This window comes from Aeromicrobium sp. CFBP 8757 (assembly GCF_014841755.1).
GTDB lineage: Bacteria > Actinomycetota > Actinomycetes > Propionibacteriales > Nocardioidaceae > Aeromicrobium.
Genome location: NZ_JACYUM010000004.1, coordinates 38,513 through 53,999, shown reverse-complemented (window position 1 = coordinate 53,999; position 15,487 = coordinate 38,513). Strand labels below are relative to the sequence as shown.

Genomic DNA, 15,487 nt, shown 5'->3' with positions numbered 1-15,487 from the left:
GCGCCCCTAGTGGTGGTGGGCGGACAGCACGACGCGCTGCAGCACGCGCAGCGAGCCCGTGACCGACCGCTCGACGAACTCACCGCCGTCGAGGGCCTGACGGTAGATGCGGTAGGGCGCCTGGCCGCCGTCGGCCGGGTCGGGGAAGACGTCGTGGATCACCAGGACGCCCCCGAGCCGCACCTGCGGCGCCCAGCCCCGGAAGTCGGCCTGCGCGGCCTCGTCGGTGTGGCCGCCGTCGACGAAGACCAGGTCGAGCGGCGTCTGCCACCACCGCGAGATCGCCGACGAGCGACCCACCATCGCGACCACGACGTCCTCGAGGCCCGAGTCGGCGATCGCGCGCCGGGCGAACGGCAGGGTGTCCATCAGTCCCACGTGCGGGTCGACGAGCGACTCGTCGTGGTACTCCCAGCCCGGCTGCTGCTCCTCCGAGCCGCGGTGGTGGTCGATCGTCACGACGGTCGAGCCCGTCACCGACGCCGCGTGGGCGAGGTAGATCGTCGACTTGCCGCAGTACGTGCCGATCTCGAGCGCGACGCCGCCCTCGCGCAGGTGCTCGACCGCGGCGGCGTGCAGGGCCAGCCCCTCGTCGGCGGGCATGAACCCCTTGGTCGCCTCGACCAGCGAGACCAGCGCGTCGGGCAGCGTCACGGGAGCCGGGGCGGCGGCGGAGGCATCGGCGCCGGGTGCGCGGTCGTCGGGTGCCTGGGGGGAGGGGGTCACAGGGGACACGGGGTCTCGACCTTCCAGTCGCGGAGCAGGGGCAGGCCGGTGCCGCGGAACAGCCCGCTGCCCGGCGTGGTGCGCGACAGCGCGTCGGCGGCGAGCACGACGGTGGCGGCGGTCCAGGTGGTGCGCTCGACGGGCCACCTGACGTCGTCCTCGTAGACCAGGCCGGTCCAGTAGGAGCCGTCCGGGTCGCGCAGGTGCTGCATGTCGGCCAGCAGGGCGACGGCGTCGTCGCCGCGCCCGACGGCGTCGAGGGCCAGCACGAGCTCGCACGTCTCGGCGCCCGTGACCCAGTTGTTCGGCGTCACGCAGCGCACACCGCGCCCCGGCACGACGTAGTCGTCCCACCGGTCGTGCAGGCGTGCACCGGCCGCGTCCGCGGACATCGCGCCGCCCAGCACCGGGTAGTACCAGTCCATCGAGTGCGGCTTCTCGACGAACACCCCGGGGTGCTCGTCGAGCGCGTGACGCAGTCGCGCGGCCGCGAGCTCCCAGTCGGGGCGCGCCGCCCCCACGAGCTCGGCCAGCGCGACACCGCATCGCAGGCTCAGGTGGATGCTGGCGTTGCCCGTCACGAGCGCCTCGGAGACCAGCCGGCCGTCGGCGGACGCCCACACGACCGCGCCGTCGTCGCGCTGCATCATCAGGGCGGCGTCGAGCCCCCGCTCGACGACGGGCCACATCGTCTCGGCGAACGTCCGGTCGCCCGTCACGAGCCAGTGGTGCCACACGCCGGTGGCGACGTACGCGCAGAAGTTGGAGTCGACGTGCGCGTCGGTGACGACCTCGCCGTCGTAGCGGATCGCCCACGAGCCGTCGTCGCGCTGGGTCGACCGCGACCACTCGTACGCGCGGGCCGCCTCGTCGAGCCGGCCCGCGGCGCTGAGCCCCATCGCCGCCTGCACGTGGTCCCACGGATCGGTGTGACCGCCCTCGAACCACGGGATCGCGCCGGACGCGAGCTGCGTCCGGGCGATCGCGTCAGCCGTCTGCGCGACCTGCGCGGCGGTCAGGACGCCTGCGACGTGGGGGAGCGGGTGCGGCATTCAGAACGGCTTGGTGAAGTAGAGCGCGACGCTCTTGCCGATGACGGGGTCGAGCGCCCGCTCGGCCAGGCGCGTCGCCGCCGGGGCCTTCATCATGTCCCACACCAGCAGGCGGTGGTAGGCGCGCACGAGGGGGTGCTGGTCGCGGTCGACGCCGACGGCGCACTTGATCCACCAGTAGGGGGAGTGCAGGGCGTGCGCGTGGTGGCGGTGCGTCGTGGTCAGCCCGTGCGCCTCGACCATGGCCTGCAGCTCGTCGGCCTTGAAGATGCGGATGTGCCCGCCCTCGTTGGCGTGGTACTCGTCCGACAGCGCCCAGCAGATGCGCTCGGGCAGCCACCGCGGCACCGTGACGGCCAGGGTGCCGCCGGGGGCCGTGATGCGCACGAGCTCTGCGACGGCCTGCTCGATCTCGGGCACGTGCTCGAGGATCTCCGAGGCCAGCACGACGTCGAACTCGCCGTCGTCGTAGGGCATGTCGAGGATCGTGCCGACCGTGACACGGGCCGTTCCGCCGGGCGGCACCTCGCCGACCTCGGCCATCGCGCCGAACATGTCGTCGACGCCCTTGAGCTCGACCTCGTCCATGTCGAACGCCGTCACGTCGGCGCCGCGGCGCAGGGCCTCGTAGGAGTGGCGGCCGGCTCCGGCACCGACGTCGATGAAGCGGGTGCGTCGGCCGACCCGCAGGCGGTCGAAGTCAACGGTCAGCATGGGGTCGTCCTCGTGGTCAGGGGTGGCGGTGGTCAGGGGTGGCTGGTCCGTGCGGCGGCGACGGCCTCGGCGTAGGCCTCGACGGTCTTCTCGGCGACCGCCGTCCAGCTGTAGCGCTCGAGCGCGCGGCGGCGTCCGGCCGCACCGAGCCGCTCGCGCGTCTCGGGCGACTCGACGAGCGTGCGGATCGCGGCGGCGAGCGCCTCGGCGTCGCCCGGCTCGACCAGCACGGCGCACTCGCTGGCTCCGTCGTCGTCGACGCCGACGACCTCGGGCAGTGCCCCCGCGCGGGTCGCGACGACCGGCGTGCCGCACGACATCGCCTCGACGGTCGGCAGCGAGAAGCCCTCGTAGAGCGATGGCACGCACATGATCTCGGCCGAGGCCAGCAGCTCGCCGAGGTCGTCGTCGGAGATGCCGTTCGCGACGTGCACGGCATCGGCGATCCCGAGCTCGGCGATGCGCCGCTCGGTCGCGCCGCCGGGCTCGAGGTGCGAGACGAGCTCGAGGTGGACGTCGTGCTCGGTGCGCACCTTGGCGATCGCCTCGAGCAGGTGGACGACGCCCTTGAGCGGCTTGTCGGCGCTCGCGATCGCGACGATGCGGCCGGGCACGCGGGTCTCGCGCGGTGCGAAGACGTCGGTGTCGACGCCGAGGGGCACGACCCGCATCTGCCGGGCGTCGAGGTCGAAGTCGGCCACGGAGTCGGCGGCCGACGTGCCGGCCACGGCCAGCACGACCGGGATGCGTCGGGCGACGCGGGCCTGCATCGGGACGAAGCTGTACCACCGCGACACCGACAGCCGCTTGCGCAGGCCCCGGGCCTCGGCCAGCTCGACCTGCCGGTCGCGCGTGATGGGATGGTGCACGGTCGCCGCGACCGGCATGCCGCGGCGCATGATCGCGAGCAGCCCGTAGCCGAGGCTCTGGTTGTCGTGGACGACGTCGAACTCGTCGGCGCGGTGCTTGAGGATCTTCGCGGCCCGCAGCGTGAACGTCAGCGGCTCGGCGAAGCACCCGGTCAGCGTCAGCGCGTACTCGAGCACGTCGGTGGCGCTGCGGAACTCGCCGGGGCGGGGCGTGCGGAACGGGTCGGGCTCGCGGAAGAAGTCCATGCTCGGGACCTTCGTGAGCCTGACCCGGGGGTCGAGGTCCTCGGGGTACGGCTGGCCGGAGAAGATCTCGACCTCGTGGCCGAGCTCGGCGAGTCCGCGGCTCAGGTGCCGGACGTAGACGCCCTGACCACCGCAGTGCTCCTTCGTCCGGTATGACAGCAGCGCTATCCGCACCCGACCTCCTCGGTTACTGATGGGTAGAGGTCCATCATGCCGGGTGGCCGCCGTCGTCGCCGCGTCGGCCGTGTCGTCGACCGTCCGCAGGTCGTGCGGGACCTTCGGCCGGTCCGCTCGTTGAGGCCTTCGAGCCGCCGTGACGACGTCGCGGCCCCGTGCCGTCCCGTCGATCGGCGCGGCTCGATTCCCATGTGACGGGAGTAACACATGGGGCATACTGATCCACGACGTGCCACCAGCGGTAGATGAAAGGGAGTCATGACCGACTCACAGTCCCCCCAGCAGGTCGACCGTCGGCGTGCAGATCCCCTGCAGGTAGCCGCCGAGATGATCGACCAGGAGAACGGCGAGTCGTCGACTCCGGCCACGTCCGACACCCCGCCGTCACGTCGCGACGGCGCCGACGCGGGGCGCGAGGCGGCCGCCGCCGACGACAGCCCGCGGGCACGCCGCGCCGCGGCACGGGCGGCGCGCCAGGCTGCCGCGGAGAAGCGCCGGGCCGAGCGTGCCGCCGCCAAGAGCTTCGCCTCGTCGAGGCGCCAGCCGGGCCGCGCCGCCGAGGCCGACACCGCGCAGGCCACCGACGCCGCCCCGTCCGCCGGATCGGCACCGACCGCCGCGCCGTCGTCGAGCCGTGACGCCGACGCGTCCCCCCAGCCCCCCGTCGAGCAGACCCTGGCCCAGCGGCTGGCCGCGGCCCGCGGCGCGTCCGCGTCCGCGACCGCGACCGGACCGGCCGAGCAGCCGCGCCCCGCCGAGCAGCCCCGCCCCGACGAGACGGTCGTGTCGACCAGCACGTTCGACGCCGTCGGGTCCTCGCCGGCGACCTCCGCCGACGAGGGACGCACCGAGCCCCCCGCCCGCGAGACGTCCGTGTTCGGGCGTCTGGGCAGTGCGCCCACCGCGGCGCAGCTGTCGGCCGAGACCGCCGAGCAGCCCACCGCCGAGCAGCCGACCGCCGAGCAGCCCGCTGCCGAGGGCCCGGGCGACGACGAGCCGTCCGACACCGCCGTCGTCGAGGAGCCGGCCGAGGAGCAGCAGGAGGCCGGTCCGGTCGTCGTCGAGGAGCGCGTCGTCGAGACGATCGTCGACGAGGAGCCCGAGCCCGAGCCCGAGCCGGTCGTGGACGAGACGCCCGAGCCCGTCGTGGAGCCGGAGCCCGAGCCGGAGCCGGTTGCCGAGAAGGAGCACGAGTCGGAGCCCGAGCCCGTCCCGGTCGAGGCCTCCCGTCCCGCCGCGCCCGCCGACCCGGCTCCCGTGACGTTCGCCGAGAAGCTCGCGGCCGCCAGCGCCGCGGCGCAGCAGCGCGTCGCCGCGGCACGCGCCGAGGCCGCGCGCCTGATGGAGGAGGCCGCTCGTGAACGTGCCGAGGTCTCGGCCCGGCTGACCGCCGACGAGGCCGCCCAGCGCGAGGTCACCGCCGCCAAGCTCAAGGCCGCCGAGCAGGCCGCCGCCGAGCGCGTCAGCGCCGCCCAGCAGGAGGCCGACCGCGTCGCGGCCGAGATCGCCCGCGAGCGCGAGGCCGCCGCCGCCAAGATCGCCCAGCTCCAGCGCGAGGCCGACGCCCGGGTCGCCGAGGCCAAGGCGAAGGCCGAGGCCGAGGCGCAGCAGCGCATCGAGCAGGCCGAGGCCGAGGCGCGCCGACTCGCCGAGCAGGCCGAGGCCGAGGCCAAGATCACTGCCGAGCGGCGCCTGGCCGAGTCCGAGAAGGCCGCCGAGGAGGCCGCCCAGCGCCGGCTCGAGCTCGCCGAGCAGGACGCCCAGCGCCGTGTCGAGGAGGCGCGTGCCGAGGCCGGCAAGGTCGCGGCGCAGGCCGCCGCCGAGCGCGAGGCCGCCATCGCGCGGCTGGCCCGAGAGCGCGAGGAGGCCGATGCCCGCCTCGCCGAGGTCAGGCGACAGGCCGAGGCGACGATCAGGGACGCCGAGGAGTCGGCCGCCAGCCACGTCGCCGCCGCGAAGGGCGAGGCCGAGAAGTACGCGCAGGAGACCGCGGCCGAGCGGGTCGCGATCGCGGTGCGGGTCGCCGACGCCGAGCGTGCCGCCGAGGAGAAGCTCACCGCGGCCAAGGTGCAGGCCGACCGACTGGCCGCCGAGGCCGCCCAGCGGCACGAGGAGGCCACCGCCCAGCTCGCCCGGGAGCGCGACGAGGCCAAGGCGCGCGTCGACCGCGCGACCGAGGAGGCCGCGGCACTGGCGCGCGAGGCCGAGGCCGAGCGTGCCGACGCCGCGGCCAAGCTGGCCGAGGCCGAGCGGTACGCGGCCGAGAAGATCCGGTCCGCCGAGGCCGACGCCGAGCGGGTCGCCGCGGACGCAGCGGAGTCCAACCGGCTCGCCGCCGCCGCCCGCGACGAGGCCGAGCGAAAGCTGGCGACCGACGTCGAGGCCGCGCGCCTCGACGCCGAGCGCAAGATCGCCGAGGCCGAGCGCGATGCCGCGGCCCGCGTCGAGGCCGCGCAGGAGGAGGCCCGACGCGTCGCCGAGAAGGCCGAGCAGGACGCCCGCCAGCGCGTCGCGGCCGCCGAGGCCGAGGCCGAGAGGGTCACGCTGCAGTCCAAGCGCGACGCCCAGGAGCGGCTCAGCCAGGCGGTGGCCGCGGCGCGGTCCGCGGCCGAGGAGAAGCTGCAGGAGGCCGAGCGCACGGCCCTCGAGTGGGTCGCGGCCGCGGAGGCCGAGGCCGAGCGGGTCGCGCAGGCGCACATCGTGATGGCGAACCACTCGTCGGCCGCGACGCCTCTCTCGGCGCCGCAGCCGCTCGTGGACGAGTACGTCGACGAGGCGCCCGCCCAGCACGACGGCGACGACCGCACGCCCGAAGAGGTGAGCGACGAGTCCGGGGCACTCGCCCCCAAGATCAAAAAAAGAGTCGTCCGACGCCGATGAGCTGAGCCCGCGCCCCTGCGCGGCGACGATCACCGCGCTGCCGCACCGCGTGGCGGTCGACGCGTCCGAGCACGCGCCGCTGCCCGAGCCGTCCGACCGTGGGCGGGCCGTCGACCAGTCCGCGAGCGACCGGGCCGAGGAGCGACGACGGGCGCGCGAGTCGCGGCGTGCGGCCAAGCTCGAGGCCCGGCAGCGACGGGCCGAGGCCAGGGCGGCGGCGGTCGAGGCCGCTGCGGTGGCGCGGCGCGAGGCGGCGCCGGCGGCCGCCGCGGAGCGCGTCGACGACGAGACCGCGGCCCAGGAGTCACCCGAGGTCGTGACGCACCACGACGAGGTGGTCGCGCCCCGGCCCGAGCCGGAACCCGAGCACGCGCCCGAACCCGAACCCGAGCCGGAGCCGGAGCCGGAGCCAGAGCCGGAGCCCGAACCGCCCGCCGACGACGAGCGGGTCGAGCAGGCCCTCCACGTCGAGGACGACGACGACCTGCTGCCGGCGGACCGTGCGTCGGCCGGCGCGAGCGCCGAGGAGACGTCGCCCGCCCCCGAGACGTCGCCCGCGGACGACCGTCCGGCTCCCGCGCCGGCACGCGTCGCCGTCACGATCCCCGCCACGCCCGACGACGACGGCATCGTCGAGGCTCCCCGCGAGCCCGCGGTGCCGTTGTCGCAGCGGCTACGTCCCCGTGGCGACGGGCAGGGCCGGCGACGCCTCGTCGTGGCGCTGGCCGGCCTGCTCGGCGCGGTCGGGCTCGTGTGCTCGGTCGTATTGGCGTTCGGCGCCCTGCTCGTGGCGCTCGACTCGACCGACGGATCGGTCTACGACACCGTGTCGGGCATCTGCGACGCCCTCGTCGGCCCGTTGCGCGGCGCCGTCTCGTTCTCCGGCGAGAACGCCGCCATGAAGGAGGCGCTGGTGGCCTGGGGAGCCGGCGCGATCGCGTACCTCGTGGTCGGCGTGGTCGCGCAGTCGCTGCTCCGGTCGACGGTCGAGGACTGAGACGGTCGGCGCGATCGCGTCATGATCGGGGGCCGCGAGGTTCTGCACTGGTGTCACGGCGCGTGACACCAACGAACGGACCCCCACATGCTCCTCTCCCTCGTCGCGACGGCGGTCGTCGCGGCCTTCGTGCTGTCCGTCGCCGCCGCCCTGCTGATCAGCACCCGCCGCGCGGCCTCGCTCGACGACGGCTCGATGGTCGACGTCGTGCTCGACCGCCGCAGGCAGCCGCGCGTGGGTGGCGGCCGCCCGATGTGATCTACCGCATGTCACACACCTGTCGCCCTCATTACTACGAGTGGGTAACATTCAGGTGAAGAAGGGTCGCCTCACCCGCCTCGCGGCGGGCCACGGTGCCCACCAGTCCACTGACTGACGCGACGGCCGTCTGGTCGTCGTGCCCCTGATGCGCAGGAGGGTCCTCGTGACCAAAATCGTTGTCGCTGTGAAGTATGTCCCGGACGCCACGGCCGACCGGACGTTCAGCGCCGATAACACCGTCGATCGCGTCGGTGTCGACGGTCTGCTGTCCGAGCTCGACGAGTACGCGGTCGAGCAGGCGCTGCAGACCATCGAGGCCGGTGACGGTGAGGTCACCGTCCTGACCGTCGGTCCCGAGCAGGCCGCCGACGCGGTGCGCAAGGCCCTGCAGATGGGCGCGCACGCCGGCATCCACGTCCAGGACGACGCGATCCACGGGTCCGACGCCTTCGCGACGTCCGAGATCCTCGCCAAGGCCATCGAGAAGGTCGGCGACTACGACCTGCTGTTCTTCGGCATGGCGTCGACCGACGCCGGCCTGGGCGTCGTCCCGACGCTGGTCGCCGAGCGCCTCGGCCTGCCTGCCGTCACGTTCGCCTCCGAGATCACGGTCGACGGCGACACCGTCACGATCCGCCGCGACGGCGACGTCGCGACGCAGGAGATCGTGGGCACGGGCAAGCTCGTCGTCTCGGTCACCGACCAGACCGGCGAGGCCCGCTACCCGTCCTTCAAGGGCATCATGGCCGCCAAGAAGAAGCCGGTCGAGGAGTGGTCGCTGGCCGACCTGGGCCTCGACGCGAGCAAGGTCGGTCTCGACAACGCCTGGACCAAGGTCGAGTCGTACGAGCCCCGCCCGCCGCGCACGGCCGGCGAGATCGTCACCGACGAGGGAGACGGCGGCACCAAGCTCGTCGAGTTCCTCGCGTCCAAGAAGTTCGTCTGAGAAGGCTGAGGAATCCCACATGACTGAAGTTCTCGTTCTCATCGACGCTCCCGACGGCAAGGTCACCAAGCCCTCGCTCGAGCTGCTCACGATCGCCCGCCGCATCGGCGAGCCCTCGGCCGTCGTCTTCGGCACCGCCGACACCGGCGTCCTGGCCGAGTACGGCGCCGAGAAGATCTACACCTACGACGACGCCGTCTACGGCGAGTACCTCGTCGGCCCCAAGGCCGAGGCCCTGGCGCAGCTCGTCGCCGAGACGAGCCCCGCCGCGGTGCTCACCGGCGCCAGCACCGAGGGCAAGGAGATCAGCGCCCGCGTGGCGCTGAAGACCGAGTCGGGTTGGATCGGCGACGCCGTCGACGTCCAGGCCGACGGCGGCACCATCACCACGACGCAGTCGGTCTTCGCCGGCAACTTCACGGTCAAGTCGAACGTGACGCAGGGCGCGCCGGTCATCTCGGTCAAGCCCAACTCGACGGCCCCCGAGGCCGCCGCGGGTGCCGGGACGGTCGAGGCCAAGTCGGCCGAGATCTCCGACGGCGCCAAGGGCGCAAAGATCACGTCGTCCAAGGAGAAGGCCGCCTCGGGCCGTCCCGAGCTGACCGAGGCCGCCATCGTGGTCTCGGGTGGTCGTGGCACCGGCGGCGACTTCACCGAGGTCGAGGCGTTCGCCGACAGCCTCGGCGCCGCCGTGGGCGCCTCGCGCGCCGCGGTCGACTCCGGCTGGTACCCGCACTCGTTCCAGGTGGGGCAGACCGGCAAGACGGTCTCGCCGCAGCTGTACGTCGCCAACGGCATCTCGGGCGCGATCCAGCACCGCGCCGGCATGCAGACGTCCAAGACGATCATCGCGGTCAACAAGGACGACGAGGCGCCGATCTTCGAGCTCGTCGACTTCGGCGTCGTGGGCGACCTCAAGGCCGTCCTGCCCGCCGCGACCGACGAGGTCAAGAAGCGCAAGGGCTGATCTAGCAGCGCCCCTCGGCGGCCGGTTCGCACCTTGGTGCGGACCGGCCGCCGTCTTGTCATGTGAGACAGCTCCTCACCATGTGAGCCATGCCGGATGACACCCCGGAACTATTGACTTGTTAGGTGTCACTTTGATTAAGCATCGCCCAGGTGCTGTTCGGCGGGCGGTCCGCGGTGATAGTCATAGGGGGCGCGCGCCAGCGTGCACCTGACTCATCCACAGGAGGACTACATGCGACTCACCCGGCGAACACGCCTAGCGGGAGTGGCCATGATCGCCGCCGCCAGCCTCACCCTGGCAGCGTGCGGCGGCGGCAGTGACAGCGAGGGCGGTGGCAGCGGCGGTTCGTCCGACGCGGTCATCACGTCCTTCAGCACCCAGCCCCAGAACCCGCTGATCCCGACCAACACCAACGAGGTCGGCGGCGGCAACATCGTGGACCTGATCTTCGCCGGTCTGATCTCGTACAAGACCGATGGCTCGAGCGAGAACGAGGTCGCCGACTCCATCACCTCCGACGACAACAAGCTGTGGACCGTCAAGATCAAGTCGGGCTGGAAGTTCTCCGACGGCACCGACGTCACCGCGAACTCGTTCGTCGACGCCTGGAACTACGGCGCCGACGCCGCCAACGAGCAGCTCTCGGCCTACTTCTTCTACCCGATCGCCGGCACCGACGACGAGGGCACGATCCCCGACGGCGGCAAGACGATCTCGGGCCTCAAGGTCGTCGACGACTCGACGTTCACGATCGAGCTCAAGCAGGCCGAGTCCGACTTCCCGTCGCGCCTGGGCTACTCGGCGTTCTTCCCGCTGCCCGCGTCGGCCTTCGACGACATGGACGCGTTCGGCAAGAAGCCGATCGGCAACGGCCCCTACGACTTCGCGTCGATGACCGACAACGTCGAGGCCGTGCTCACACCGAGCAAGACCTACGAGGGCGTCCGTCCGGCCAAGAACGGCGGCGTCACGCTGAAGTTCTACGAGAACCCCGACACGGCGTTCTCCGACGTGCAGGCCGGCAACCTCGACGTCCTCGACCAGGTCCCGCCGAGCGCGCTGACGACCTACAAGGACGACAACTCGATCCAGGCCTTCAGCGAGCCCGGCTCGCCGAACTCGACGATCACGATCCCCGAGTCGCTGCCCGGCTTCGAGAAGGGCGAGGAGGGCAACCTGCGTCGTCAGGCCATCTCCAAGGCCATCAACCGTGAGGAGATCACCGACAAGATCTTCGACGGCTCGCGCATCCCGTCGACCGACTTCAGCTCGCCGCTGATGCCGGGCTTCACCGAGGACATCGAGGGACAGGACGTCCTCGACTTCGACGCCGCCGGCGCCAAGGACCTCTGGGCCCAGGCCGACGCGATCAAGCCCTTCGAGGGCAAGTTCGTCGTCGCGTACAACGCCGACGGACCGGGCAACAAGGAGTGGGTCGAGGCCCTGACCAACCAGCTCAAGAACAACCTCGGCATCAACGTCGAGCCCAAGGCGTTCCCGACGTTCGCCGAGCTGCGCACCGAGGTCACCGACCGCACGATCGGCACGGCGTTCCGTACCGGTTGGCAGCCCGACTACCCGTCGATCTACAACTACATCGCGCCGATCTTCGGCACGGGTGCGGGTTCGAACGACGGCGACTACAGCAACAAGGACCTCGACGCCCTGCTGCAGCAGGCCTCGGGTGCGCAGGACGACACCGAGCGCTACAAGCTGTACGCCGACGCGCAGGCGATCCTGTTCAAGGACCTGCCGGCGATCCCGCTGTGGAACACCAGCATCTCGGCGGCTGCCGCCGACGGTGTCAAGAACGTCAAGTTCAACTGGCAGAACAAGCCGGAGCTCCAGGACATCACCAAGTAGTCCTCGACGTCCGCGTCTAGAGTGGGGCGGGAACCTTCGGGTTCCCGCCCCACCCTGTGCGGGCGACCCTTTTCTTGACGAGAGGCGCACTCCTCATGTGGTGGTACATCGGTCGTCGAGCACTGCAGGCAATCCCTGTCGTGCTCGGAGCGACACTCCTGATCTACGCAATGGTCTTCCTGCAACCGGGCGACCCCATCAAGGCACTGTTCGGCGAGAAGCCCGTCAACGAGACCATCCGGGCCTCGATCGCGGCGCAGTACAACCTCGACGACCCCTTCCTCATCCAGTGGCTCAAGTACCTCGGCAACGCCCTCACCGGCGACTTCGGCCTGACGTACGCCCAGCAGCCCGTGTCGCAGGTCATCGGCGACGCCTTCCCCGTGACGCTGAAGCTCGCGGTCATGGCCCTGATCATCGAGTCGGTCCTCGGCGTCGCGGCCGGCTTCTACGCCGGACTGCGCAAGGGCAAGCTGTTCGACTCCACGATGCTCATCGTGTCGCTGCTGGTCATCGCCGTCCCGATCTTCGTCTTCGGCTTCCTGATGCAGCTGATCTTCGGCGTCAAGCTCGGCTGGGCGCCCATCACGGTCGGAGGTGACGCCTCGATCAAGAACCTGATGCTGCCGGCGATCGTCCTCGGTCTCGTGTCGTTCGCCTACATCCTGCGCCTGACCCGCACGTCGGTCGTCGAGAACCTGACGGCCGACCACGTGCGCACCGCACGCGCCAAGGGGCTCAGCGACCGCTCGGTCAACAGCCGCCACGTGCTGCGCAACTCGATGATCCCCGTCGTGACCTACCTCGGCGCCGATCTCGGAACGCTGATGGCCGGTGCCATCGTCACCGAGGGCATCTTCAACGTCCCGGGCATCGGCAACCTGGCCTTCCGCGCCATCAACCGTGGCGAGGGCTCGACCGTCGTCTCGATCGTGACGCTGATGGTGCTCATCTACGTCGTGATGAGTCTGGTCGTCGACCTTCTCTACGCCTGGCTCGACCCGAGGATCCGTTATGCCTGAGACCACACCACTGCCCGGCCAGGAGCGGTTCCTGGCCCCCCTCGACGAGACCCCGCTGCAGGAGACCGGCGCGCTCGACACGTCGTCGCCGCCCGAGAGCCAGTGGAAGGAGGCCTGGAAGGAGCTGCGCCGCAACTGGCTGTTCTGGGTCTCCGGCGCCATGATCCTGCTCGTCGCGGTCGTCGTGATCGCACCGGGTCTGTTCACGAACCTCGACCCGTCGTACGCCGATCTGTCCAAGAGCCTCGACCCGGGCAGCAGCGGCCACATCGCGGGCTACGACAAGCAGGGCTACGACGTCTTCGCCCGCATGATCTACGGTGCCCGCGCCTCGGTGCTGGTCGGCGTGCTCACGACGATCCTGATCGTCGTGGTCGGCCTGATCACGGGAGCCGTCGCCGGCTTCTACGGCGGCTGGGTCGACTCGGTCATCTCGCGCATCGCCGACATCTTCTTCGCGATCCCGCTGCTGCTGGGCGCGCTGGTCGGCCTGTCGGTCATCAACAACCTGTTCCCCGACCGCGGTGAGTTCGGCGGCATCGTCGCCGTGGTCATCGCCCTCGGTGTCTTCGGCTGGCCGCAGATCACCCGCATCACGCGCGGGCAGGTGCTGCAGGTCAAGAACATGGAGTTCATCGACGCCGCGCGCGCGATCGGCGCGACCAAGCGCAGCAACCTGCTGCGCCACGTCATCCCCAACTCGCTGCCGCCGGTCATCGTGACCGCGACGGTCTCGCTGGGCATCCTGATCGTCGCCGAGGCGACGTTGTCGTTCCTCGGCATCGGCCTGCCCCCGGGCGTCGTCTCGTGGGGCAACGACATCAACGCCGCGCAGAACCAGATCCGTTCGGGTCAGCGCATCGGCGTGATGTTCTGGCCCGCCGGCGCCCTGGCGTTCACGGCGCTCGGATTCATCCTGCTGGGTGATGCCGTCAGCGACGCCCTCAACCCCAAGAGGAGGACCGAGTGACCACCCCCGTGCTGCAGATCAAGGATCTGCAGGTCGCGTTCCGCGCCGGCAAGAAGCTCATCCCCGCCGTCCGGGGCGCCAGCCTCGTCGTCTACCCCGGTCAGACCGTCGCGATCGTGGGGGAGTCGGGATCGGGCAAGTCGACCACGGCCCACGCGATCATCGACCTGCTGCCGGGCACGGGTGTCGTGACCGGCGGCGAGATCCTGTTCGAGGGCAAGGACGTCGTCGGCGCCAAGAAGGGCGACATCCTCGCGCTGCGCGGCTCGTCGATCGGCCTGGTGCCCCAGGACCCCATGACCAACCTCAACCCGCTGTGGCGGGTCGGCGCCCAGATCAAGGAGGCGCTGGTCGCCAACGGGGTCGCCAAGGGCAAGGACGCCGACCGTCGTGTCGTCGAGCTGCTCGAGGAGGCCGGTCTGCCCGACGCCGAGCGTCGTGCTCGCCAGTTCCCGCACGAGTACTCCGGCGGCATGCGGCAGCGTGCGCTGATCGCGATGGGCCTGGCGGCCCGGCCCAAGCTGCTGATCGCCGACGAGCCGACCTCGGCCCTCGACGTCACGGTGCAGAAGCAGATCCTCGACCACCTCGACTCGTTGACCGACGAGCTGGGCGTCGCGGTGCTGCTGATCACGCACGACCTCGGCCTGGCCGCCGAGCGGGCCGACCACCTGGTCGTGATGTACAAGGGCCAGGTCGTCGAGTCGGGTCCGGCACGTCAGATCCTGCAGGACCCCCGTCACCCGTACACCCAGCGGCTCGTGTCGTCGGCGCCGTCGCTGGCGTCGCAGCGGCTGTCGTCGGAGCGGGCGCGCGTCGAGGTCCGCGAGCAGGCCGTGCAGACCGCGGCCGAGATCGCCGAGGAGGTCGCGACGCACGCCGACGAGTTCGGCGTGGGCCAGGCCACCGTCGTCGAGGCCAAGAACCTGACGAAGGACTTCACGCTGCCCGGCGGACGTCCGGGGTCGTCGTCGGCGTTCCGCGCGGTCGACGACGTGTCGTTCACGCTGGCCCGCGGCACCACCACGGCGATCGTGGGGGAGTCCGGATCGGGCAAGTCCACCGTGGCCCGCATGGTGCTGGGGCTGCTCGACGCGACGTCGGGCACCGTCGAGTTCGACGGCGTCGACATCACGACGCTGTCGGGCAAGAAGCAGCAGCTCGCGCTGCGCCGGCAGATGCAGCCGGTGTTCCAGAACCCGTACGCCTCGCTCGACCCGCTGTACTCGATCTACCGGTCGATCGAGGAGCCGCTGCGCACGCACGGCATCGGCAACGACAAGGAGCGCGAGGCGCGCATCCGCGACCTGCTCGACAAGGTCTCGCTGCCGGCGGCGGTCATGCGGCGCTATCCCAACGAGCTGTCGGGCGGTCAGCGCCAGCGCGTCGCGATCGCGCGCGCCCTGGCGCTCGAGCCGGAGGTCGTCGTGCTCGACGAGGCGGTCTCGGCGCTCGACGTGCTGGTGCAGGCGCAGATCCTGAAGCTGCTGAACGACCTGCAGGGCGAGCTGGGCCTGAGCTATCTGTTCATCACGCACGATCTGGCGGTCGTCCGGCAGATCGCCGACAACGTCCTGGTCATGCAGAACGGCGGCATCGTGGAGTCGGCCTCGGTCTCGACGGTGTTCGACAGCCCCCGCGAGGAGTACACGCGTCGTCTGCTCGACGCGATCCCCGGAGGCTCGATCCCCCTCGGCGCCTAGTCCGCCGGGGGTGTCTCCCGCCGGCACGGCGAGTCGGCGAGTGGTGCGTTCTGGTCTTTCCGGGACGGCGTGTCTGACCAGGACGCACCGC

13 protein-coding genes are annotated in these 15,487 nt (G+C 71.6%); 9 read left to right on the top strand and 4 right to left on the bottom strand.

Annotation, left to right across the window (positions count from 1 at the left end):
* Window positions 1-6: 6 nt before the first annotated feature.
* The 4 genes from IFT73_RS12130 to IFT73_RS12115 are packed head-to-tail and all read right to left on the bottom strand — an operon-like array spanning window position 7 to window position 3,781.
* Window positions 7-735 carry a class I SAM-dependent methyltransferase gene (locus tag IFT73_RS12130; RefSeq protein WP_371811257.1) on the bottom strand — a complete coding sequence of 243 codons (729 nt, stop codon included), beginning with the start codon at window positions 733-735 and terminating at the stop codon, window positions 7-9.
* Window positions 723-1,778 (bottom strand): prenyltransferase, encoded by a 1,056-nt coding sequence (locus tag IFT73_RS12125; protein WP_192167856.1) that lies wholly within the window; start codon window positions 1,776-1,778, stop codon window positions 723-725. Before IFT73_RS12125 ends, IFT73_RS12130 begins: the two co-directional genes overlap by 13 nt.
* Window positions 1,779-2,492 (bottom strand): bifunctional 2-polyprenyl-6-hydroxyphenol methylase/3-demethylubiquinol 3-O-methyltransferase UbiG, encoded by a 714-nt coding sequence (locus IFT73_RS12120; protein WP_192167855.1) that lies wholly within the window; start codon window positions 2,490-2,492, stop codon window positions 1,779-1,781.
* A 32-nt stretch (window positions 2,493-2,524) separates the two neighbouring features.
* Entirely contained in the window at window positions 2,525-3,781 is a 1,257-nt protein-coding gene (locus tag IFT73_RS12115; protein ID WP_192167854.1) for a glycosyltransferase, read from the bottom strand.
* A gap of 261 nt (window positions 3,782-4,042) precedes the next feature.
* On the opposite strand from IFT73_RS12115, the gene IFT73_RS12110 reads away from it, so the two are divergent.
* From IFT73_RS12110 to IFT73_RS12070, 9 genes are all read left to right on the top strand, one after another.
* Window positions 4,043-6,664, top strand: coding sequence for a hypothetical protein (locus tag IFT73_RS12110; protein ID WP_192167853.1), 2,622 nt, complete (start codon window positions 4,043-4,045; stop codon window positions 6,662-6,664).
* A 49-nt stretch (window positions 6,665-6,713) separates the two neighbouring features.
* Window positions 6,714-7,661, top strand: coding sequence for a hypothetical protein (locus IFT73_RS12105; RefSeq protein WP_192168187.1), 948 nt, complete (start codon window positions 6,714-6,716; stop codon window positions 7,659-7,661).
* Window positions 7,662-7,748: 87 nt separating this feature from the next.
* Entirely contained in the window at window positions 7,749-7,919 is a 171-nt protein-coding gene (locus IFT73_RS12100) for a hypothetical protein (protein ID WP_157432712.1), read from the top strand.
* 166 nt (window positions 7,920-8,085) lie between these two features.
* Window positions 8,086-8,868: an electron transfer flavoprotein subunit beta gene (locus tag IFT73_RS12095; protein WP_371811256.1), complete on the top strand. Its 783-nt coding sequence runs from the start codon at window positions 8,086-8,088 to the stop codon at window positions 8,866-8,868.
* 19 nt (window positions 8,869-8,887) lie between these two features.
* Entirely contained in the window at window positions 8,888-9,835 is a 948-nt protein-coding gene (locus tag IFT73_RS12090; protein ID WP_192167851.1) for an electron transfer flavoprotein subunit alpha/FixB family protein, read from the top strand.
* A 273-nt stretch (window positions 9,836-10,108) separates the two neighbouring features.
* On the top strand, window positions 10,109-11,701 hold the full coding sequence (locus tag IFT73_RS12085; protein WP_197984153.1) for an ABC transporter substrate-binding protein: 1,593 nt from the start codon (window positions 10,109-10,111) through the stop codon (window positions 11,699-11,701).
* 95 nt (window positions 11,702-11,796) lie between these two features.
* A complete protein-coding gene (locus tag IFT73_RS12080) occupies window positions 11,797-12,723 on the top strand; it encodes an ABC transporter permease (RefSeq protein ID WP_056611686.1) in 927 nt (308 codons plus the stop codon).
* Entirely contained in the window at window positions 12,716-13,693 is a 978-nt protein-coding gene (locus tag IFT73_RS12075; protein WP_056611688.1) for an ABC transporter permease, read from the top strand. The genes IFT73_RS12080 and IFT73_RS12075 overlap by 8 nt, the downstream gene beginning before the upstream one ends.
* Window positions 13,690-15,396, top strand: coding sequence for a dipeptide ABC transporter ATP-binding protein (locus IFT73_RS12070; RefSeq protein WP_192167849.1), 1,707 nt, complete (start codon window positions 13,690-13,692; stop codon window positions 15,394-15,396). Before IFT73_RS12075 ends, IFT73_RS12070 begins: the two co-directional genes overlap by 4 nt.
* Window positions 15,397-15,487 lie beyond the last annotated feature (91 nt).